Consider the following 20,450-nt stretch of genomic DNA (forward strand, 5'->3'; position numbering starts at 1 on the left):
CCGGCTACGGTTGCTTGCCAGCGTGTCCGGGACGGCGCACGGCCTTGATCTTGCCGCTGCTGCCGCCGCCGCAGAAGAAGCAGCCGCCACCATCGGATTCCAGTCCAGACACACCGGAGGGCATCGCTACCTCCTGCAGCACGTCGCCGGTCTCGGGATCGATGCGCAGCAGGTCGCCCTCCTCGCCTTCCCAGGTGGCGTGCCAGAGCTCGCCATCGACCCAGGTGACGCCCGTGACGACGCGCTTCGACTCGATGGTGCGGATCACCTTGCCCGTTTCAGGATCGATCTGATGGATCTTGTGTGCCCTGTATTCGCCGACCCAGAGCGAACCTTCGGCCCAGGCCATGCCTGAATCGCCGCCATTGCCGGGGGCCGGGATGGTGGCGACGACCTTGCCAGTCTTGGGGTCGACCTTGTGGATGCGGTCCTCGGCAATCTGGTAGAGGTGCTCGCCGTCGAAGGCGGTCCCGGCATGCGAGGCGACGTCGATCGATCGCACGATCTTGCCGCTCTCCGGGTCAAGCGCCTTCAGCTTATCGCCGGTGGCGAACCAGACATTCTTGCCGTCGTAGGTGACGCCATTGACGCGCTCGGCGTCCGGAAAGGGTCCATATTCGCGCAGGATCTCGGCAGCGGCTCGTTTCATTTTCGATCTCCATCTGAACAATGGCCGGGAGACTAGTCGCTCGGCAGCGGACCCGGGAGTAACAACACAGTCGGGAATCCGGTCATCGGCGGCATCATCCAGCGGCGCGCCCTGCCGCGGCCGACCGCCTGCACCTTGCTTGCCGTCGAAAGCTCTTCCAGAGCCCGCTGCACGGTGCGCGCGCTGGCGCCGAGCGCGATCGCCAGCGCCGAGCTCGACCAAGACTCGCCGTCGGCGAGGAAGGCGAGCACAGCGCCGTGCTCCTCCTCGACAGGCGGCGCCAGCACCGCGACCTCGGCGGCGTTCAGCGGCGTGAGGGCGAAGCCGGCCGCCGTCGCGTTGATTTCGGCCAGCGCGCCCAATTCGGCGCGCAGCCGGCCCATCTCGACCCTGAGCCGCGCACGATGCGATTCATCGGCGTGCCTGGCCCTGAAGGCGCGTCTCAGCAGTACCTCCCGCGAAGCATCGGCCGGCCAGGCTTCGGCCAGCGTGCGCGCCAGCGCGAACAGCACCGGCCGCGTCGCCAGCGAGACCACCGTATCGGCCTTGCGCACGACGTTGCGGCAGGCGTCGACTATGAGCGCCCCGGATGCCAGCAGCATCTCGACCTCATCAAGCAACAGCGCTTTCTCCGCGCCTCGCGCGACGAGCCGCGCCACGGGCGCATTCATCACCAGCGCCGCGCTTTCGACCTCGGCCCTCAACGCGGGAATGTTGGCCTGGTAGGCCGCGAGCGACGCCCGGCCGAGCGCCGAGCGTGCCACCTTCGTCCTCAGACGCCTGACCGCGATGCCGGCGGCGGCGAGCTCGTGGGCGACGCGGGCGACCGGCGGCAGCGGCGCCGGATCGAAGCCGGCAAGCAGGCGTTCGGCCTCGTCGAGCCGGCCGATCAGGATCAGGCGCCGCGCCTCGAGGCTTCCGGCATAGGCCGCGTTCACACGGTCGCCATGCGATTGAAGCGTCGCTCGGGCGGCCCGCAACGCCTTCTCCGGCCAGCCGAGATCGCGCGAGACGAGCGCGATCTCGGCCTCGGCGACGACACAGCGGGCTCGCGCCACCGCCTCTTTCGGGCTGAAGGCGCGGGCGGCGCTCTTCAACAGCGCCTTGGCCTTGGCGAAGTCGCCGAGCTGCGCCATGGCGATGCCGCGCAGCGCCAGCGCCGGCGCGTCGTCGCGCAGAGCGACGCGCTTCAGGGCGCCGAGCGGGTCACCCGATGCCAACGCGCGGCCGGCGGCGTTGATCAGCGAGTCCATGCGATGCCCGCCTCGATGCCCGCTTCTGGGCCCGCTTCTGGGCCCGCCGGATCAAATCGCGTCACACTTGTAACTCTCACCATCGCGCCGTCAGGCCCTATGTCTGTCCGCGTCACCCTCAACCAAACCGAAAGAATGAGCAATGACCCAGCAAATGCACACACCACCGGTCGTTTCGCGAGAGGCCTGGGAAGGCGCGCACGAGGAGATGCTCGTGAAGGAAAAGACCATGACCCGCGCCCGCGACGCTTTAGCCGCCGAACGCCGCCGCATGCCGTGGATGCTTGTCGAGAAGGACTATGTGTTCGAAGGCCCGAACGGCAAGGCGAGCCTGCTCGACCTGTTCGAAGGCCGCCGGCAGTTGATCATCTACCGCGCCTTCTTCGAGCCGGGCGTCTATGGCTGGCCGGAACACGCCTGCCGCGGCTGCTCGCTCGGCGCCGACCAGGTCGGCAACCTCGCCCATCTCAACGCCCGCGACACCACGCTCGTCTACGCCTCGCGCGCGCAGCAGGCCGACATTCAGCGGCTGAAGCAGCGGATGGACTGGAAGATGCCCTGGTACACCATCACCGACAGCTGGGATAAGGATTTCGGCGTCGACGAATGGCACGGCCACAACGTCTTCATCCACGACGGCGACCGCATCTTCCGCACGTATTTCGTCAACAATCGCGGCGACGAGGCTTTCGGCACCGTGTGGAGCTATCTCGACGTCACCCCGCTCGGCCGCCAGGAGGTGTGGGAGGATTCGCCCAAGGGCTATCCGCAGACGCAGACCTACAAGTGGTGGAACTGGCACGACAACTATGAGGAAGGCGCCGCGCCCGACCAGAGATGGGTCGAGGTGTCGGATGCCGGCGAAGCGGCGTTCCGCAACAAGGACGCCTGAGCGCGAAGCGACTCTGGCGGCGCCAGCCGCGCCGCCAGAGCCGATCTCCGCAAGCCTTGAAAATCAGACCATTTGCAGGTGGATGAGATGAGCATCGAGAACTCGGATTTCGCCATCGAAAGGACGAACACCCCTAGCCCGTCCGCCCTGAGCGGCTTCGGCCTCGCCGACTGGCTCTGCCTCGCTGCGGCGCCGACCTTCGCGATCATGGCGCTGCTCACGGCCGCCTATGGCGGGCAGGACATGATGTGCATGCCCGGGCCTGGAGCCTCCGTGCTCAGCGGCATGGTGCCGATGTATCTTCTGATGGCGGCTTTCCACCTGGCGCCGTGGCTGCGGCTGGTGGGAAGGCGGGGATGAGATTTGAGGTTGCGGTTAAAGTGCCCGCTAGGCGCGCCAGAAGCGACCAGTTGCCAGTTCTCGAATGACCGCAGTGCGGCCGTCTGGACTCGGCGCGCGATTCCGACCTCAGCGAACGAAGTTGTGACTCGCCATTCAAGTGGCGCATCGCTTCGCCAATTGCGCTCCAATAACATCCGAGACACTCGCGCTTGCCGAAGGGGCTGTCGGCCCTGACAGGATTAGCGTAAGCTAATGTCCACAAGGGGTGCACACATGCACCGTGTCATCGCCATAGCGATCATAGTTCTCGCGGCCGTGTTCAGTTCCGCGAGGGCCGAGGTGCTGATCGGGGTCTCGGCTGCCATGACAGGACGGCTTGCCTGGATCGGCGAGCAAGGGCAGCGCGGTGCGGAGATGGCGGTGGCCGACGTCAACGCGGCGGGCGGCGTGCTCGGCCAGAAGGTGAGGCTCATCTCGGTCGACGATTTCTGCGATCCCGAGCAAGCGGTCGCGGCCGCCCAGAAGCTGGTGGCTGACGGGGTGGTGCTCGTCGTCGGGCATTATTGCTCTGGGGCCTCGATCCCCGCATCAAAAGTGTACGCGGAGGCGGGCGTCGTCGAAATATCCCCAGGCTCGACCAATCCGCAGCTGACCGAACAGGGCCGTAGCAATGTCTTCCGCACCATTGGCCGCGACGACGCGCAAGGGTTCATCGCCGGCAACTACCTTGCCGATCGCTGGGGCGACAAGAAGATTGCAATCCTTCACGACAATTCGACCTATGGAAAGGGTCTCGCCGACGAGACCAGGAAGCAGCTGAACAAACGGGGCGTGACTGAAGCTGTTTACGACGCATACGCGCCCGGGAAGGACGACTATTCAGCCGAGGTCGCTGCGTTGCAAGCCGCCGGCGTCTCTGCCTTGGATGTGGGTGGGTATCATGCCGACGTTGCGCTGATCGCTCGCGCCGCACACGACCGTGGCTACACGGTCCAGCTCATATCCGGAGATGCCTTGGCCACCGAGGAATTCGCCCTGATCGCAGGCTCAGCGGCGGAGGGAACCCTGTTCACCTTCCCGGCGGACCCGCGGCGAAATGCCGGCGCGGCCGCAATCGTGGAGCAGTTCCGTGCGGAGAACTTCGAGCCCGCGGGCTACACGCTGTTGAGCTACTGCGCGGTTCAGGTCTGGGCTCAGGCGGTCGCGAAGGCAGGTTCGCTGGAGCCGAAGGCGGTCATCGCGGCACTGCACGAACAGCAATTCGACACCGTCATTGGCCGGGTCGACTTCGACGACAAGGGTGACCTCACGAGGCAGAGCTGGGTTTGGTACGTCTGGAAGGGCGGGGAGTACGTGCCGGTTGAATAGGCTTCGCCGAGCGCCGGCGTGCCGCCTGAGACGTCTAGTCCGATGCAGACCAGTGTGGCTGGATTGTTCCGACTCACCGCGATGCTTGAACGCCTCGGCATACGCGGCCGGCTGTTGTTCGCCTTTTTCGGGATCAGCGCACTTGCGGTACTGGCAACCGCTGCGGCGCTTTATGCCTTCCTTCAAGTCGGCGACGTCGTCGACCGAATTACCACGGATCGGGTGCCGTCGGCACTGGCCTCCCTCCAATTGTCGCGCCAGGCCGAACGGGTCGCTGCAGCCGCGCCATCGGTGCTGGCGGCGACAAGCAGGGCTCAGCACAGCGAGGTCTCGGCTGCCGTCGCGCTCGAGATGTCCCGCCTCGAGGCGCTGCGCACGGACCTCAGAGACGCCACGCTGGGCACAGTGCCTTTGGCCGAGATCGAGGAAGCCGCGATTGTTTTGAGGCGCAACCTGAAGGAGCTCGACTCTCTGGTTATCGCGCGGCTCGATGTGGTCGCCCGCAAGGAGGAACTCCTGAACGACCTCACCGCGACGACGACTGGAAGCCACCGCCTTCTGGCCACCGGCATCCTGGTGATGGATTCCAGGCTCCCGCAATGGCGGGCGGTCGCGGCCGATAGGTCGCTGTCGCCCGATCGACGCGCAGGGGCAATGGCCGACATGGTCCAGGCGACCGCGGCTTACATCCCCCAGCAGAAGGCGCAGCTGGAGATCTCGGCGGTCAACGACGCGCTGGTCAAGGCCGCGACCGCGCCAACGCGAGGCGACCTGGCGTTGATTCTGTTTCCGCTGCGCCGCTCGCTTGCCGCCCTGGAAACGGCTTCCTCGGAGATCGACCAAAAGCTGCAGGCCCGTTTCCGCCAGCGGGTGGACGAGTTCAAGGCACTAGCCGATGGTGAGAACAGCATCCCGAAGGCTCGGGAGGAGGAGCTTGCGGTCCTCGCGCAGGGCGAAAAGCTTCTGGCCGAAAACAATCGGCTGTCGCGCAGTCTCACCGCTGCCGTCGACCGTCTTGTCGCAGCAGCGGATCGCGAGATCACTGCCTCCGGTCGCGAAGCCGCGCTCGTCCAGCGCTACGGCACCGGAGTTGTCCTCGGCTCCGCCTTTCTCAGCCTGTTGAGCTCGGTTCTGGTCGTCTGGCTCTATGTCGACCGCAGCCTTCTCGCCCGTCTGGGAGCGGTGAGCCAGGGGATGCTCGCGATCGCGGGCGGCGATCTTCGTGCGCCGCTGCCGGCCGCGGGCAGCGACGAAATCGGGCGCATGGCCGAGGCACTGAGCCTCTTCCGGGATACCGCCGTCGAGGTCGAGGAAAAGAACCTGCGCGACGTTGCAGAAGCGCGTCAGCGGCTGGTCGATGCCATCGAAAGCATTTCCGAAGGTTTCGCTCTCTACGACAGAGAGGACCGGCTTGTCCTGAGCAACAGCCGCTACCGCGAACTGCTATACGCCGGTCTGGAGGCCGAGCTAACCCCCGGCACGGCATTCGAGGAGATCATTCGCCGATCGGCCGAGCGCGGCTACATCAGGGATGCCGAGGGGCGGGTCGATGAATGGGTTGCCGAGCGCCTGTGGCGGCACCGCAACCCTGGCGAACCATGGGTGCAGCGGCGAGGCGACGGACGATGGATCATGATAAGCGAACGGCGGATCAGCGCCGGCGGCACGGTCGCCGTCTATTCGGACATCACCGAGTTGAAGCGAAGGGAGGAGAACCTCGCCGAGAAGTCCGCTGCCCTAGAGGCGCTTTCCAGCAAGCTGGCCAAATATCTGGCGCCGCAAGTGTACAGCTCGATATTCACTGGCCGCCAAGACGTTAGAATCGCCAGTCAGCGCAAGAAGCTGACCATATGCTTCTCCGACATCGCCGGCTTTACCGAGACCACCGACAAGATGGAGTCCGAGGATCTCACCCAGCTCCTCAATCACTACCTGACGGAAATGTCGAAAATCGCGTCGGATCATGGTGCCACGATCGACAAGTACGTCGGCGACGCGATCCTGATGTTTTTCGGCGACCCTGAGACGCGCGGCGTCAAGGAGGACGCGCTGGCTTGCGTACAGATGGCGCTTGCCATGCAAAAGCGGATCAGCGAGCTTACCGAAGTCTGGCGGGACATGGGGATCGAAACACCGCTGCGCTGCCGCATCGGCATCCATACCGACTACTGCACCGTCGGTAACTTCGGCAGCGAGGACCGGATGGACTACACGATAATCGGCGGCGCCGTGAATCTCGCCTCGCGCCTGGAACAGGAGGCGGCACCGGGGGCCATCCTCATTTCCTACGAGACGTTTGCGCAAGTGAAGGACACGATCGATTGCGAGGAGATGGGGCACGTCCAGGTCAAGGGGATCGCCTATCCCGTCGCCACCTACCGCGTCATCGATCTGAAGGCCAATCTAGCGGGCGCTTGTCGCGCCGTTCGAACCGAGCTGCCGCATTTCAGGCTGGAACTTGAACCGGAGCTGATGTCCGCCGACGAGCGTGGCGGCGCCGCCACTGCGCTTCAAGATGCGCTGGATCGGCTTTCCCACAAGCCCGGGCAGTAGGGCTTGGAGGAGAAGAGCAAATGTCCGTGGACGCGGGACCGAGAAAAGTGGACGCCGAATATGCGATTGAGTACCTCCAGGAGCATCCGGAAGCCGGGCTTTGCTGCGAGGATCAACGCTGCTGGATTACGCCGAACGCAAACGAGACCGATCAGCGGATCCTAGTTCTTGATGTGGTTGAGGCTGACCGGCTCAAAGATGATCCTCGCCTTCGACTCGTGTCCGGAATCGCGCATGCGGGACGGTCGCTCTGGGTCGTTCGGAGAATGACATAATTACTTACAGCCCTCACCCAGGCTGGCGTCTGCAGTCACGATTGGTGCATCATGGTACCAACAAATGCCTGCGAGGTCAGCCGACGGACGAGCTTTTCCAGTTCGGGTCCCCATTTCTCTCGACGACGCGCTGTGGGATGAGCCCTCCGCGCCCCGGTGGCGATCGTTGCTCCCGTCGTCTGTCATGTCCGCCCACACATCTCTTTCGCAATTCGGCGACCATTTTCAGTCACGAGGCGCAACCCCTGTCAGACTTGACGACAGCCTCAGCGAAGTCGCGCACATCCAGACCTTGGCGCACCTGGCTATCACAAAGCCTGCCCGGCTCGTGAAACACCGTCTGGTGAAAGCGTTGCCCTCCGTAAGAACTAGCGTCCGCCCTCTCCGTGCTATAAATTGACTATCGACGCCGACCTCGACGCCGTCCTAAGGCCGACCGCCATTTCAGCATGCCCAAGGACGTATGTGCCGCACATGGGCTCAAGCCACCCGCCCGCACATCCGTTGTGGATTGACCCGCGAGGAGGGATCAGCATGTCAGAACGTCTCAACACAGGCCCGCTGCAACCTGGCGAAACGGCGCCCAATGTCGTGCTCGACGCGATTACCCGGGAGGGCAAGATCGCCATCGACGATTTCCGAGGCGAGAGACCGGTGCTGGTTGGGCTGTACCGGGGTCTCCATTGTCCTTTTTGCAGGCGCCATATCGCCATGCTTTCGCAACTCACCCCAGCCCTCAACGAAAAGGGCATCGAAAGCCTCACAGTGGTCAACACACCTATCGAGCGGGCGCGCCTCTACCTCCGGTACCATCCGATGCTCGGCCTCCTCGCGGCATCCGATCCGGAGCGGACTTCACACCGTGCCTTTGGATTGCCGAATATGCAGATCACCGAAGACGAGAGCGCATGGCCGCAAAAGGTTTCGATGAGCGATGTGAAGTCGATACGGGTCGACTTGCCGGGCGAGATGCCGGAACCGATGGATCCGTTTGCGGCGCTCGAATATCTGAACAAGAAGGACAGCTACGATATCACGGAAGCGGATCAACAGATGATGGCCACAGGCATTGGGCAGCTCGTCGGTCAGTTCTTGCTGGACCGCGATGGCGTCGTTCGCTGGACTTCCAACGAGGTGCTCGATGGCGGCCTATTCGGCGCCCCGAACACTCAGGAGTTGATGTCGGCAGCGTCGCAAATCGGAAGGTAAGGCGCAGCTTCGACAGTGGGGCTAGGCGGAGAATTACGCGAAGTTTGCGGCCCTATGTACCTCTCTTGATGGCGGCTTTCCACCTTGCGCCATGGCTAAGACTGTCGGCCGGGCGGGGGTGAATTTTGACAAGCTGTACAAGCCCAACGCCCACTACATGCCACTAGCGTCGTTCACTACCGATGTCGAATGACCGCAAAAGGCCGGAAGCTGACGGGCTGCTTCGAGGCACGAACTAGCTACAGAGCAGACCTTCAGGCACCCTGCGTGCATCATCTTGAAGTAAGCCGTTGCTGTCGCTGGTTTTCCGGCACGACGGCTTTTCGGAATAGCGGCAATGGACAGCGCGCACCGGCAACCGCCGGAATAGGACTCAGCCATCACGCTCCCTCATCGCCCATGAGGTGGTATCGTGATCGGGGTGCTGGTTGTTACTCTCCTTGATCGCCGCGGCCCAATCGGCTCCGTTGTTTTCGGTCGCACCGGTATTTTCTATGCCCGCGATCGTATCGAACCATGCCACCATGTTCTCGGTGCAGGTATTGGCAAGCGGCGGGAAGGCGTGCGGATCGTCAAGCGAACCAATCATCAGGTTGGTGCGACCGTTTTCGAGGTGGTGGAAGAACAATGGCGTGCCGCAATTGGCGCAGAAGCCGCGCTCGACAAGCTCCGAGCTCTCCCAGACGCTCGGCTTGCCGCGTGTCCAGGTGAGCGCCTCATCGGGCGCGGCGACGAGCGCGGCAAAGATGTTGCCCGAGGCTTTCTGGCACATGCGGCAATGGCAGAGATGCGAGTTGTCGAGCATAGCGCTTGCGTGGTAGCGCACGGCACCGCACTGGCAGCCGCCGCTCATCTCCATCTCGATGCGTTTCATTTTTTCTCCTCCTTCAAGAGGCGGGTTTGGGCTTAATCTCTTTTAGGTATTCGTCTTTGATAGTCCAGCCTCCCAAGAGCGGATCTAATTCTGGTGTTGGTGGGTGTGGTTTGTCAGCCCAAAAGAATGGACCCGATCATGCCTTCCCGACCGTCTGCCAATAACTTCCGCTTCAACCGCCGGTTAAGCGGTGGCCGAGGCTCGCAGAGACTGTTCAGTAGGTCCGCAGCCGCGAAGTTCCGGTGCGGGCGCTGGCGAAGTCCGCTTTTGGAAGTTGATCAACGTGGCTTTGACGTCCGATATTGCGGCGCGAGCTGACGTTCGCGTCTTGAGAGATGATGATCATCATCGGCTTCAGGTCAAAGCCGACGATCAGCTCACGGACGGTGTTGGTTGTCATTCGCCCCGGTCATCCCGCTAAGTACTTGTTTTCGTCCCGCACTCACCTGCCGCATTGCCTTCCGCTCGTCCCCGCTCGATAGTCGGGGCGATGTTGCAGGCGATTGCGAGTCACTGGTCCACGCTTATCCTCGCCCTCTCCCTGGCGATGGCGGCGGTCGGCATCGTCCATGCCATCATGACGAAGGAAGACGTGCGCGCCGCCACCGGCTGGGTGGGCGTGATGCTCTTGTCGCCCTTCCTCGGCGCGATCATCTACGCCGTCGCCGGCATCAACCGCATCCGCCGCGCGACGATCAGCGCCTTGCGGCCGGTCACCGGCGAGGCAGCCGAGGCAAGGCACGACCGCCACTTGGCCATGGAAGCCTTGATCGACGCTCATTACGGCCAGCACTTCATCGGGCTGAAGACGCTGGGCGACAGGGTGGCGCGGCGGCCGCTCACCTCGGGAAACACGATCGCCGTGCTCGAAACCGGCGACGAGGCCTATGCGGCGATGTGCCGGGCAATCGACGACGCGCAAAAGAGCGTGCTTCTCGAAACCTACATCTTCGACAATGACGCGGTCGGGCAGATGTTCGTCCAGTCGCTCTCCGGCGCGGCCAAACGCGGCGTCACGGTGCGCGTGCTGATCGATGCCGTCGGCGTGCGCTATTCGGTGCCCAGCATCCTGAAGCAGCTCAAAGAGGCCGACATCACGGCAGACCTCTTCAACGGCAACATCGTCATGGGCTTGAGACTTCCCTATGCCAATCTCAGAACCCACAGGAAGATCCTGATCGTCGACGGCACGGTGGCATTCACGGGAGGCATGAACATCCGCAAGGGATTTTCGGCCGAATTCGCCGGCTCCGAGAGTTCCAGGGACACGCATTTCGAGATCACCGGGCCGGTGGTGGCCGACCTGTTCTCGGTGGCGGCCGAGGACTGGCGCTTCGCCGGCAACGAGGCGCTGAAGGGCGATGTCTGGCAAGTCGAACGAACCGCGCCGCCGCCCGGTCAGCCGATGTTGGTCAGGGCCGTGGCGACGGGGCCGGACGCCTCGAACGAAACCAACCACAAGCTGCTGATGGGGGCGTTTTCGGTCGCCCGCAAATCGATCCGCATCATGTCGCCCTATTTCCTGCCGGACCGCGAGCTGATCAGCGCGCTGACCACGGCCGGCCGGCGCGGCGTCGAGATCGACATCGTGGTGCCGGCGGTGAACAACCTTTTCCTCGTCGACCATGCCATGACGGCGCAGTTCGACCAGGTTCTGAAGAATTACTGCCGGGTCTGGCGCCACAACGGCCCGTTCGACCATTCGAAACTGATGGCTATCGACGGCGTGTGGGCCTATGTCGGCTCGTCCAATCTCGACGCCCGGTCGCTCAGGCTGAATTTCGAGATCGACATGGAGGTCCTGGATGCCAATTTCGCCGGAGAGATCGATGCCCGCATCGGCGCAGCGATCGCTTCCGCCCAGCCGGTAACACTGCAGACGCTGATGGCCCGGCCGTTCGTCATTCGCGTTTTCGACCGATTGCTGTGGCTGGGATCGCCCTATCTATAGACGAGGAAGACGAGCAGCAGACATATGGACAGAAACCGACGCAGCCTTCCGGAGACCGTGCTCCTGTCGATCCGCGGCAGAAATGCACGCAAGGCAATGTCGACGCCCCGCAAGCGGGTGAACGGCGCCGAGATGGTGGTCGCCTCCTACAATGTCCACAAATGCATCGGCACCGACCGCAAATTCGACCCCGAGCGGACCGCGCGCGTGATCCGGGAAATCAGCCCCGATGTGATCGCGCTGCAGGAGGCCGATAACCGCTTCGGCGACCGCGCCGGGTTGCTCGACCTTGCGCACCTCGAACTGGAAACAGGTCTGGTGCCGGTGCCGGTTCTCGGAAACGGCAAGGGCCATGGCTGGCGCGGCAACGTGCTCCTGTTCAAGCGCGGCACCGTGCGCGATGTGCACCAGATCAAGCTGCCCGGCCTGGAGCCGCGCGGGGCGCTGGTCGCCGAGATCGATCTCGACGAGAGCCGGACGCTGCGCGTCATCGCGGCCCATCTCGGGCTGTTGCGCCGCTCGCGGTCGGAACAGGCCCGCGTCGTGCTCGACATCATGAGCAGCGCGGATGAAAGGCCGACGCTTTTGCTCGGCGACCTGAACGAGTGGCGATTGGGCAACCGCTCGGCGCTCAACACGCTGCACACGACGTTCGGCCACACGCCTCCTGCCGTGCCTACCTTCCCGTCCGGCCTGCCGGTGCTGGCGCTCGACCGGATCATGGGCAACCGCAACGGCATGGTTTCGGCCGTCGAAGCGCATGACACGCCGCTCTCGCGGGTCGCCTCCGATCACCTGCCGCTGACGGCTTACGTGCACCTTTAGCAAGGCTAAGCGACGGCCGCAGCGTGGCTGGCGGTCGGCGCCATTGGCGGCCCGATGATTTCGGCCTCATAGCGGGCACTCACACGCTTGAGAGCCTCGATGTCGGGCGGCGTCGCCGGCGGCAATCCTTCCGCCTCTGCCGGCCGTCCACCGTCGATGAAAACCCCTTCGCCGCCGCCGGGCGTCAGCAGCGTCAGCATCCGCGCAGGCTTGTCGCCCTCGACCACGAAAGTGTGGGGAACGTTTCTCGGCAGGAACACGAACGAGCCCGCGGTCGCCCGGAAGGTGCGATCGCCGCATTTCATCGTCAATTCCCCCTCCAGCACGTAGAAGGACTCGTCCTCGCGGTGATGGACGTGCAACGGCGGCGAGAAACCCGGCGCGATGAGCGATTCCAGCAGGCCGAAGCCGCCTCCGGTGCTGGCCTCGGTGGCCTTCACCGTCATGCGGTTTCTCAGGAACCAGATCGCCTCCCCCTCACCCGGTCCAAGGAAACGTGCGTCGTCGGCGGTATGGCTGGAGATTGTCATGAAAGCCCCTTTCAATGTGCTTGATGTCTATATTGCACTCTTGTGCAATTAATGCACTTCGGTATACTCAGCTTGCATGAATGTCAATCAGCACCCTCGCGCCGCGCAGAAGCGGCGCACCCGCAAGGCGATCGTCGACGCCGCGATCGCGCTGCTCGCCCGCGGCGAGACGCCGACCGTCAACGACGTGGCGGCCGCGGCCGACGTGTCGCGGCGAACCGTCTATCTCTACTTTCCGAGCTTCGATCAGCTGCTGCTCGACGCGACCGTCGGCGCGCTCGCCCAAGCGTCGGTCGATCGCGCCATCGAGCAGGCGAGCGATGACGGCGAGGCCCGCGTGGGGCATCTGGTCCGCGCGCTGCATCATGTCAGTCCCGAGATCGAAAAGCTCGGCCGTTCGTTGATCAAGCTCACGATCGATGGAGAACCGCCAGCGGAGGGCGCACCGCGCCGTGGCTACCGCCGGATCGAATGGATCGAGCAGGCTTTGTCGCCGTTGCGGGATCGGCTGGCCCCGAAGCGCTGGAACCAGCTCGTTGGGGCGCTTGCCATGGTGATCGGCTGGGAGGCGCTTATCGTCCAGCGCGATGTCTGCGGCCTCGGCGTCGCGGAGGGCGAAGCCCTATCGGCGTGGGCAGCAAACGCACTTGTGCGGGCCGCGCTCGAGGATGAGCGCAATGCCGGCGCTCCGGCATCGCGAAGTTAAGAGTTCGGAAGGCCGGCTCGCGCCAGCATTTCGAGAAACCGGGCGTGATGCTCATCCTTCACATAGCGCGGCATAAAACCGGGACAGACATTGCCCAGGTTGAGATGTGGAAGCTGCGACAGGCAATGATGGATGGCGCGTGAGGCTTCTTCATTGTTGCCGGTCGCCGAAGCAGCGGCCGCCCAGTAAAGGGCGCCGCGGACGAAACCCGGCTTTGTCCTGACCACCCTGCGGGCGACTTCGAGCGCCCGGCGGTCGTCGCCGCCGGCGAACAGCGCCACAGTCAGGCCATGATGGCGCCAGAAGTCAATGGCGTCGTGCGCGCCGAGCCGGATCGCTTCATTGGCCTCGCGCAGCGCCTCGCTCACCTGGCCGCGCAGGCCGTAGAGCTCGCCGAGATCGCCGTGGCCGCTCGGATAGCTCGGGTTGAGGCTGACCGCGTGACGGCATTCGACGATCGCCTCGTCGATCCGGCCGTCGCGCAAATAGGCAAAAGACAGGATGCAACGGGCGATTTCATCATCCGGCACGGCCCTTACCGCGTCTTCGGCAAGCCGGATCGCATTGTCGATGTGCTCGCGCTTGCCAGGCAGCGCACCAAATGCAAGTCCCATCGTGATCGCGATCGAGAGTGTCCGCTTTGCCCGAGCATTTTCGGGCGCAATCGACAGGGCCTTTTCGGCGAGTTCCTTCGACACCAGGAGCGAGTCCCGTGTCATCTCGAAGTACTTCATCAGAGCTTCATTCACCAACCTGCGCACTTCGGGGGTGCCCGGCGGGCTCTTGTCGCGGACCTTCCAATTGGTCAGTTGAAGTTCGAGGCTGACCGCCAGCACAACCGCCTGCGCGATCCTGTCCTGGAATTCGAGCGCGTCCTGCGAGTGGCCATCGAATTTCTGCGCCCAGATATTGTGGCCATCGGCGGCGTCGACCAACTGAACGTTCACCCTCAGTTCGTCCCCGGACCTCTGGATGCTGCCGTTGAGCATGTAGCGGGCACGCGGGGCTGTCGTCGCCTTGGATTCCTCGCCACCCTTCTCAAGCGGCGGGAGGCCGGAGAGCACGACGTAGTCGGCCACCTCGGAAAGCGCCGTGGTGATGTCATGGACCAGGCCCTTGGCGAAAAAATCGTCGCCGCGCTCGCCCGTCAGATTGACGAAGTCGGCGACGCTGATGGATGGACGCCCCAGGCGCTGACCGCCCGGAACACCGTTTGTCGATTGCTGGCTTGATGAAATATCGGCGACAGAAAGAGATTGCCAAAGCGCTCTCGTCTCCGGGCTGACGTCGACACCGAACTCGTTCTTCAACACGCTTCTGCAAGCTTCGAACGTTCGCTGGGCCTTGTCTCGCCGGCCGCACGCCACGAGCAGCTCCATCTTCAGGCGGTAGGACTCCTCTCGAGTCGGCTCCATGGCCAGAATTCGATCAGCCACGGCCAGTCCGCTTTCACCGTCCACGAGACGAGCGAGCTTTTCCAATGACTGAATCGCGCGGCTCAGCAGCCTTTCACGTTCCGATGCCGCCCAATCGTCGAAAGCGTTGCTCCCGACATAAAAGCCATCGAGAAACGGCCCGGTGTAAAGCGCCAGGGCAGTTTCGAGATCCGGTGCAGAACGTGCCGACAGACCGGTTTCAAAATCCTCGACGTCAACCCGTACGGCGTCAGGCCTGAGGCCGATCAGGTCCTTGCGGGCGTGAAGGATATCCATGCCCGCTCGCGACAGATCCCGTCGCAGGACGCTGAGCGTTTGACGCAGACTGTTGCGCGAGTGTTCGCTGTCGCTGTCGCTCCACAAGAGATCAGCCAGCCGTTCCCTTGGCGCGGCCATGCTTGGGCAGCGGGCCAGATAAGCGAGGATCGCCGGGCCTCGTTTTCCGGTCAACCAAACCGGACCGCCAGCTTCCTTTTCAATCTGGAAACCGCCGAGGAGTGAGATTCTGCCGACAGCGCAGCTGTCCCAACTTGCCATTGCTTAGGGCCCCGAGCCTGACGGAATCCTAACTCAAAACTAACGCTTCGCAAACCGTAAGACCGCGCCTTCAAGCGCTGTCGTGACGGCAAATCAACTAGAGTGCTGCCACGGAGGCGTAGGGCAGTGACATGCAGCCGGCGCCGCTGATCGTTCGGCCAGATTTCGGGCGACTCCTGCTGCATATGAATAAATCGATTCTATCTCTAAATAGAATTGAAAATAATAAATTATAAGGCCAGACAGCAACCAATGACTCTACTTACGCGAATCTGGCTTTCCTTAACTATTGTCCTTACTATTGTCATTGCTGTCTTGTCTGTTCTTGTAAAATTACAGAATGAAGCCGTCTATTCGCAGCTTTTGCGACAACGCCTTTCGGTCATCGCAGCGGCAACCGCCGCCCCTTTCAGGTCGGTCTCGGAGTTGGGTCTGCCGATCGCTACGATACGCAATGCAGAGGCCCTGCTGAACCGGGCCTCTCAGACAGACCCGGCCATCTCCAACATCGTGTTGCTCGATCTATCGGGCAAGGTCGTCTGGTCGGTGTCGGACGTGCCCATTCCATTCACCGCGCGGCAAATGGGGCGCGCCATGGAAGAGGGCTCAAATGGCATGTGGGATCTTGAGACAGCAACCGCGTTGGTCAGCGGCGCGAGCATACTGGACGAGAGCGGTGAACCGTCAGGTGCATTAGCAGTCATCTACCCGACGGAGGAATTGCGGACGCACAATAGCCTGATCAGTTCGCAGATCCGGATGTCGGCGGCAGCACTCCTGGCCGGATTCTCGGCACTGGCCTACTTTGCGCTGCGCTACCGGCTGCGCGCGACCGTTCAAACCCTCGACGATATCGCCAGCCACGCCGAAGATGACACCATAGTGGCGGGCCGCGATTTTGCCGATTTTCACACCGCGCTTGTCGCCGGCACCGCAAAATACCGCATGGCACTGGCGAACCTTACGGCGCTGCTGCCAGCCGACCGCGGAGGCAGTCCACCGGCAGGCGTGCAGGGCGCTGACGTGATCTCGGTTCCTGACTGCCCCATGGCTATTGCGGTATCGCGGAGGCTTACGCTGCTCATTGCCGCCCTGGTATTGGGGGTAACCGCGTCGCTCGGCGCCGTCGCCTACCGGAGCATAGATCAATCCTTCGCCCCCGAACTTGAAAGACGTACAAAGCTTATCGGCACCATAGCCAATGACGCCATCGCCCGCACGCTCCAGGCCGGCGTGTCGCTCGACATGATGGTTGGGGGACGGGATTTCTTCAGATCTCTGCTTCACGACTTTCCCGAAATCTCCTACTTCGCGCTTGTCACCAACCGCCCTATCCTGGAGGCGGGCGATCGGCCCCCGACGGCTACGACGCGTGAGACCGGGACCGTGGTGCCGATCGTCGTCGACGGCAAGGCGATCGCCAATCTCGTCGTCATCAAGAATGCCGGCTACCTGTCGCGCGAGTTCCGGGATGTGGTCCTCGACCTCCTGGTCGTGACTTTGGTCACAATTCTTTTGGCGGTCGAACTGGTCTCGGTCATGACCAACCACTCGCTGGCCGCACCGCTGAACCGCCTCGACTACATTCTGAAGCTGCAGGCGGCCGGTGATTTCTCCCGCAGCATACTGGCACACGGGATCAGCGCCGTCGATCGGCTGGGCCAAGCCCTTTCTTTGAGGGCGGAGCGGCTTGGCGCAATGATGGCGGCCGTTCGTGGACTGCCCGATGGCAACCGCGCCCTGCAATTGGAACCGGGTCTCATCATCCCGGCCGGCAGGCCGTTGATCATGAGGTTCTGCAGTCTCAGCGATGTGCGGCTTCCCCTGTTCCTGATCGCAGCGGCCGACTCCTTTTCGCTGTCGTTCTTTTCGCTTTATGTCCGCGACGCTGACAACCCGTTGACCTGGCTCAATCCAGGCATCGTCATCAGCTTGCCGCTGGCCGCCTATCTCATCGCCATCGTTGCCGGCTCACCCTATGCGCGACCGCTATCCAAGCGCTTTGGCCACCGCAATCTGTTCCTGTTTGCATCGATCCCAGCGGCTCTCGCCAACATTGGCTACTTTATTTCCAGCAATGTAGTGGAAATCATCTTTTTCAGTGTTCTCAGCGGCATTGGCTATGCCTTTGCTTCGCTCTCCTGCCAAGACTACGTCATCGACGCTGCCCCAAAGGAGCAACGCGGCCAGGCGCTCGGCCTGTTCCATGTGGCACTGTTCGGCGGCTTTTATGCCGGAACTGCATTGGGCGGCGTGATGGCCGACCGCCTGGGCGAGCGAAGCGTGTTCCTGGTCTGCGCAGCTTTGATCCTGACCTCGGCTGCCATGATCACCCAGATGCTGCCCGCAGCCAGCCAGGTTTCGGCGATGGCCAAAACGGGCGATCGCGCCAGCCTGGGGCAGTTACTTGGAACGATGGCTGACGGGAAGTTCGCGACACTGCTGTTTGGCATTATCCTGCCCCAGACGATCCTCGATCAGGTCTTCATCTCGTACCTGCTGTCGCTGCAGATGAATGCGCTGGGCGCCTCCGCAGCCGATACCGGTCGTATGATGATGATCTATTTCCTCATGGTCATCCTGTCGGGGTCGCTTTACGGGCGGCTTCCGGCGGACAAGGTTCCGGCAGTGATCATCACCATAGCCGGAGCGCTGCTTGGCGGCGTGACGCTGCTCGCGGCGGCGGCGGTTACCACCAGCTGGACCATGGTAACTGCCGCAATCGGAACCGGTCTCGGCTACGGGCTGGTGACCGGGCCGCGGACGGCCACGGTGCTGGAATTGGCGGAAGGTCGGCTGGCCCATATCGGCTCGGAAAGACTCCTCGGCACGGTAAGGGTCATGGAGCGACTCGGCAGCGTGGCGGGCCTGATCGTCATTGCCGGCGTCGCAGGACGGTTTGGCTACTCCGCCGGAATGGGCCTCATCGCCGTTTTGGTCCTAGCCGGCGTTGGCACGTATTTCATCCACCACGTGGCGAGCCTCGGCTTGCCGATCATCGAGGGGAGGAAAGCATGAAATTCGCAAATTGCATGTTGATCGGGGCCGTTCTGGCTGCTTGCGTCGTTCTCCCGCCTCAGGCGGAAGCGGCGAAGAAGACTGTCGTGATGATCACCTGGCTGGGCTGCGAGGATGTCTGTAAAGGCGTGAAGGATTCGCTCGAGGAAAAGAAAGTCGATGTCAGCTTCGTCGTTGACGATGCGGCACAGGACAAGAGCAAGCTGCCCGGCTTCATCAAGGACGCACGCCAGCGCAAGGCCGACGTGGTGGTCACCTGGGGCACAAAGACCACGCTCGGCATGGTCGGCACGTTGAAGGATCAGCAGAATCCCGAATTTCTCAACGACATCCCGGTGGTGTTCACCGTCGTGGCCGACCCGGTCGGGGCGGGCATCATCGAGAGCTACGACAAAACAGGCCGCGCCAATGTGACCGGCACCCGAAACAGGGTCCCCGAAAGCGTCAACATCAAGAGCATCAAGCGCTACCTGCCGAGTTTCGACCATCTGGGTCTCCTGTTCGATCGCAGCGAGCCCAACTCCGTGAAGAAGATGGAGGAACTGACGGCATTGTCGCAGAAAATGAAGTTCGCTTTCGATGCCTTGCCGCTCCCGGCACTTCCAGACGGCTCACCGGATCCAGCCAAGCTTCCGGGCGCCGCCGCCCAGTTGAAACAAGCCGGCGTGCAGTTCGTCTATCTGGGGTCGAGCACGTTCCTGGAGAAGAACGCCGACGCCTTCACCAGTGCTGCCGTGGCTAACGGCCTGCCAGTTCTCAGCCCCTACGAGCATCTGGTCGGCGAGTCCCAAGCGCTGATGTCGGTGGCCGCCCGCGACTACGACGTCGGCAAGCTTGCGGGAGACCAAGTGGCCAAGATCCTGATGGAGAACGCCAAGCCCGGCGACATGCCGGTCGTAGCTATCGACAAGTTTGCCTATCTGGTGAACATGAAGGTTGCCAGGAAGCTCAACCTGCTCCCGCCGGTTGAGTTCCTGCAATTTGTAGAGAAGGTGGAGTAGCTTTGGGAGGAACTGCCCGCCTCCTTCTCCAGATTCTAACTCAAAACTAACGCTGTGGAACCTCCGGGGCCCCGCCTCCAAGCGCGGCCGTGACGATACATCAATTAGGCTTCGCTGAATTAGGGATGACTGAAACCTGCCACAGGTTTCCGGTCCGGGGGTGCGGCGGATGTCGAAGCTCACAGCCAACTTGCTCCTGCTTGCGGACGCAGCCTTCTGTCGCGCACAGGCGCGCGGCAGATTTCCTGCGTCGCCGGACCGGCAAGCCGGAAAGCGTGCCCATTCCTTGCTGAGACTGGCGACGCTCGCCGCCGCGGCGTTTTGGGCGCCGGCCACGCAGGCCGCCAACGTCGATGGCGCGAAGATGAACGTCGACGTCGCCGTGGTCTTCGCCGTCGACTTCTCCTCCTCGATCGATCCCAAGATCGCCGACCTGCAGCGCGAGGGGCATGCCGCGGCGCTCACCTCGCCCGAGATCATCAGCGCCATCTCCCAGAATTACATCGGCTGCATCGGCGTGGCCTATTTCGAATGGTCGAGCCCCGGCTACTCGCGCACCGTGCTGCCTTGGACGCGCATCTGCGGCCTGGAAGACGCCAAGGCAGCAGCGTCGGTGATCAGAGGAAAAGGCGATACCGGCTACCTCCGTCGAGGCCGGGGCGGGACTTCGGTTTCGGCGGCAATCGACGTCGGAAGCCTTCTACTCGGGGAGTTTCCCGGAAATGCCATGAAGAAGGTGATCGATATCTCCTCCAACGGCGAGAACAATGACGGGCTGCCCGTCCAGCCGAGCCGGGAAAACGCCATCGCCAGGGGATACACGATCAACGCGATCGCCATTCCGGCGGACGACGAGGATTCCGCCCAACCGCTGGCATCCTACTTTGCGCGATCCGTCATCGGAGGCTCACAAGCCTTCGTGATGTCACCGAAGGGAGCGCACGACTACGTCACGGCCCTTCGGCGCAAGCTGGTGACCGAAGTGAGCATGAATGTCGACGTTCCGGCAGCCGGCATTCAATAGGCTTGCG

Annotated in this window: 17 protein-coding genes; 11 read left to right on the forward strand and 6 right to left on the reverse strand. The window is 62.9% G+C overall.

The genetic code is table 11. From position 1 onward, the window contains the following. Nucleotides 1–4 precede the first annotated feature (4 nt). Nucleotides 5–649 (reverse strand): DUF5074 domain-containing protein, encoded by a 645-nt coding sequence (locus tag EJ070_RS28690; protein WP_126094371.1) that lies wholly within the window; start codon nucleotides 647–649, stop codon nucleotides 5–7. Nucleotides 650–681: 32 nt separating this feature from the next. After that, entirely contained in the window at nucleotides 682–1,902 is a 1,221-nt protein-coding gene (locus tag EJ070_RS28695; protein WP_126094372.1) for a helix-turn-helix domain-containing protein, read from the reverse strand. Between the two features lie 142 nt (nucleotides 1,903–2,044). Between EJ070_RS28695 and EJ070_RS28700 the strand changes: the two genes are divergently transcribed. From EJ070_RS28700 to EJ070_RS28725, 5 genes are all read left to right on the forward strand, one after another. After that, entirely contained in the window at nucleotides 2,045–2,794 is a 750-nt protein-coding gene (locus EJ070_RS28700) for a DUF899 family protein (RefSeq protein WP_126094373.1), read from the forward strand. Nucleotides 2,795–2,881: 87 nt separating this feature from the next. After that, the gene (locus tag EJ070_RS28705; RefSeq protein WP_126094374.1) at nucleotides 2,882–3,154 is read left to right on the forward strand and encodes a hypothetical protein; all 273 of its coding nucleotides are present in this window, start codon (nucleotides 2,882–2,884) and stop codon (nucleotides 3,152–3,154) included. A gap of 255 nt (nucleotides 3,155–3,409) precedes the next feature. Continuing rightward, the gene (locus EJ070_RS28710) at nucleotides 3,410–4,504 is read left to right on the forward strand and encodes a branched-chain amino acid ABC transporter substrate-binding protein (protein ID WP_126094375.1); all 1,095 of its coding nucleotides are present in this window, start codon (nucleotides 3,410–3,412) and stop codon (nucleotides 4,502–4,504) included. A gap of 81 nt (nucleotides 4,505–4,585) precedes the next feature. Beyond that, nucleotides 4,586–7,057 carry an adenylate/guanylate cyclase domain-containing protein gene (locus EJ070_RS28715; RefSeq protein WP_126094376.1) on the forward strand — a complete coding sequence of 824 codons (2,472 nt, stop codon included), beginning with the start codon at nucleotides 4,586–4,588 and terminating at the stop codon, nucleotides 7,055–7,057. 809 nt (nucleotides 7,058–7,866) lie between these two features. Then, a complete protein-coding gene (locus EJ070_RS28725) occupies nucleotides 7,867–8,541 on the forward strand; it encodes a peroxiredoxin-like family protein (RefSeq protein ID WP_126094378.1) in 675 nt (224 codons plus the stop codon). Between the two features lie 373 nt (nucleotides 8,542–8,914). Here EJ070_RS28725 and EJ070_RS28730 read toward each other — a convergent pair whose 3' ends face one another. Both EJ070_RS28730 and EJ070_RS28735 read right to left on the reverse strand, forming a co-directional pair. Further along, on the reverse strand, nucleotides 8,915–9,415 hold the full coding sequence (locus tag EJ070_RS28730; protein ID WP_126094379.1) for a GFA family protein: 501 nt from the start codon (nucleotides 9,413–9,415) through the stop codon (nucleotides 8,915–8,917). A 214-nt stretch (nucleotides 9,416–9,629) separates the two neighbouring features. Beyond that, nucleotides 9,630–9,815: a hypothetical protein gene (locus EJ070_RS28735; RefSeq protein ID WP_126094380.1), complete on the reverse strand. Its 186-nt coding sequence runs from the start codon at nucleotides 9,813–9,815 to the stop codon at nucleotides 9,630–9,632. 90 nt (nucleotides 9,816–9,905) lie between these two features. Between EJ070_RS28735 and EJ070_RS28740 the strand changes: the two genes are divergently transcribed. Both EJ070_RS28740 and EJ070_RS28745 read left to right on the forward strand, forming a co-directional pair. Continuing rightward, entirely contained in the window at nucleotides 9,906–11,366 is a 1,461-nt protein-coding gene (locus EJ070_RS28740) for a phospholipase D-like domain-containing protein (RefSeq protein ID WP_126094381.1), read from the forward strand. Nucleotides 11,367–11,390: 24 nt separating this feature from the next. Beyond that, on the forward strand, nucleotides 11,391–12,191 hold the full coding sequence (locus EJ070_RS28745; protein ID WP_126094382.1) for an endonuclease/exonuclease/phosphatase family protein: 801 nt from the start codon (nucleotides 11,391–11,393) through the stop codon (nucleotides 12,189–12,191). Between the two features lie 5 nt (nucleotides 12,192–12,196). Here EJ070_RS28745 and EJ070_RS28750 read toward each other — a convergent pair whose 3' ends face one another. Beyond that, a complete protein-coding gene (locus EJ070_RS28750; protein ID WP_126094383.1) occupies nucleotides 12,197–12,721 on the reverse strand; it encodes a quercetin 2,3-dioxygenase in 525 nt (174 codons plus the stop codon). Nucleotides 12,722–12,797: 76 nt separating this feature from the next. Between EJ070_RS28750 and EJ070_RS28755 the strand changes: the two genes are divergently transcribed. After that, the gene (locus tag EJ070_RS28755; protein WP_126094384.1) at nucleotides 12,798–13,427 is read left to right on the forward strand and encodes a TetR/AcrR family transcriptional regulator; all 630 of its coding nucleotides are present in this window, start codon (nucleotides 12,798–12,800) and stop codon (nucleotides 13,425–13,427) included. Here the strand turns inward: EJ070_RS28755 and EJ070_RS28760 are convergent. Then, nucleotides 13,424–15,400, reverse strand: a complete 1,977-nt coding sequence (locus tag EJ070_RS28760) for a BTAD domain-containing putative transcriptional regulator (protein ID WP_126094385.1) — start codon at nucleotides 15,398–15,400, stop codon at nucleotides 13,424–13,426. The genes EJ070_RS28755 and EJ070_RS28760 overlap by 4 nt on opposite strands. A 315-nt stretch (nucleotides 15,401–15,715) precedes the next feature. On the opposite strand from EJ070_RS28760, the gene EJ070_RS28765 reads away from it, so the two are divergent. From EJ070_RS28765 to EJ070_RS28775, 3 genes are all read left to right on the forward strand, one after another. Continuing rightward, nucleotides 15,716–18,418 (forward strand): MFS transporter, encoded by a 2,703-nt coding sequence (locus tag EJ070_RS28765; RefSeq protein ID WP_189350113.1) that lies wholly within the window; start codon nucleotides 15,716–15,718, stop codon nucleotides 18,416–18,418. Next, nucleotides 18,415–19,419: an ABC transporter substrate-binding protein gene (locus EJ070_RS28770; protein WP_126094387.1), complete on the forward strand. Its 1,005-nt coding sequence runs from the start codon at nucleotides 18,415–18,417 to the stop codon at nucleotides 19,417–19,419. Before EJ070_RS28765 ends, EJ070_RS28770 begins: the two co-directional genes overlap by 4 nt. A 364-nt stretch (nucleotides 19,420–19,783) precedes the next feature. Next, on the forward strand, nucleotides 19,784–20,443 hold the full coding sequence (locus EJ070_RS28775) for a DUF1194 domain-containing protein (RefSeq protein ID WP_126095940.1): 660 nt from the start codon (nucleotides 19,784–19,786) through the stop codon (nucleotides 20,441–20,443). The last annotated feature ends 7 nt before the right edge of the window (nucleotides 20,444–20,450 follow it).

It is taken from the genome of Mesorhizobium sp. M1E.F.Ca.ET.045.02.1.1, assembly GCF_003952485.1.
Classification (GTDB): domain Bacteria; phylum Pseudomonadota; class Alphaproteobacteria; order Rhizobiales; family Rhizobiaceae; genus Mesorhizobium.

Coding starts and splice junctions, on each gene's coding strand:
- EJ070_RS28775 (WP_126095940.1), top strand. CDS start 19,784: ATGAACGTCGACGTCGCCGTGGTCTTCGCCGTCGACTTCTCCTCCTCG.
- EJ070_RS28770 (WP_126094387.1), top strand. CDS start 18,415: ATGAAATTCGCAAATTGCATGTTGATCGGGGCCGTTCTGGCTGCTTGC.
- EJ070_RS28725 (WP_126094378.1), top strand. CDS start 7,867: ATGTCAGAACGTCTCAACACAGGCCCGCTGCAACCTGGCGAAACGGCG.
- EJ070_RS28715 (WP_126094376.1), top strand. CDS start 4,586: ATGCTTGAACGCCTCGGCATACGCGGCCGGCTGTTGTTCGCCTTTTTC.
- EJ070_RS28700 (WP_126094373.1), top strand. CDS start 2,045: ATGACCCAGCAAATGCACACACCACCGGTCGTTTCGCGAGAGGCCTGG.
- EJ070_RS28750 (WP_126094383.1), bottom strand. CDS start 12,721: ATGACAATCTCCAGCCATACCGCCGACGACGCACGTTTCCTTGGACCG.
- EJ070_RS28730 (WP_126094379.1), bottom strand. CDS start 9,415: ATGAAACGCATCGAGATGGAGATGAGCGGCGGCTGCCAGTGCGGTGCC.
- EJ070_RS28745 (WP_126094382.1), top strand. CDS start 11,391: ATGGACAGAAACCGACGCAGCCTTCCGGAGACCGTGCTCCTGTCGATC.
- EJ070_RS28740 (WP_126094381.1), top strand. CDS start 9,906: ATGTTGCAGGCGATTGCGAGTCACTGGTCCACGCTTATCCTCGCCCTC.
- EJ070_RS28705 (WP_126094374.1), top strand. CDS start 2,882: ATGAGCATCGAGAACTCGGATTTCGCCATCGAAAGGACGAACACCCCT.
- EJ070_RS28690 (WP_126094371.1), bottom strand. CDS start 649: ATGAAACGAGCCGCTGCCGAGATCCTGCGCGAATATGGACCCTTTCCG.
- EJ070_RS28695 (WP_126094372.1), bottom strand. CDS start 1,902: ATGGACTCGCTGATCAACGCCGCCGGCCGCGCGTTGGCATCGGGTGAC.
- EJ070_RS28760 (WP_126094385.1), bottom strand. CDS start 15,400: ATGGCAAGTTGGGACAGCTGCGCTGTCGGCAGAATCTCACTCCTCGGC.
- EJ070_RS28755 (WP_126094384.1), top strand. CDS start 12,798: ATGAATGTCAATCAGCACCCTCGCGCCGCGCAGAAGCGGCGCACCCGC.
- EJ070_RS28710 (WP_126094375.1), top strand. CDS start 3,410: ATGCACCGTGTCATCGCCATAGCGATCATAGTTCTCGCGGCCGTGTTC.
- EJ070_RS28735 (WP_126094380.1), bottom strand. CDS start 9,815: ATGACAACCAACACCGTCCGTGAGCTGATCGTCGGCTTTGACCTGAAG.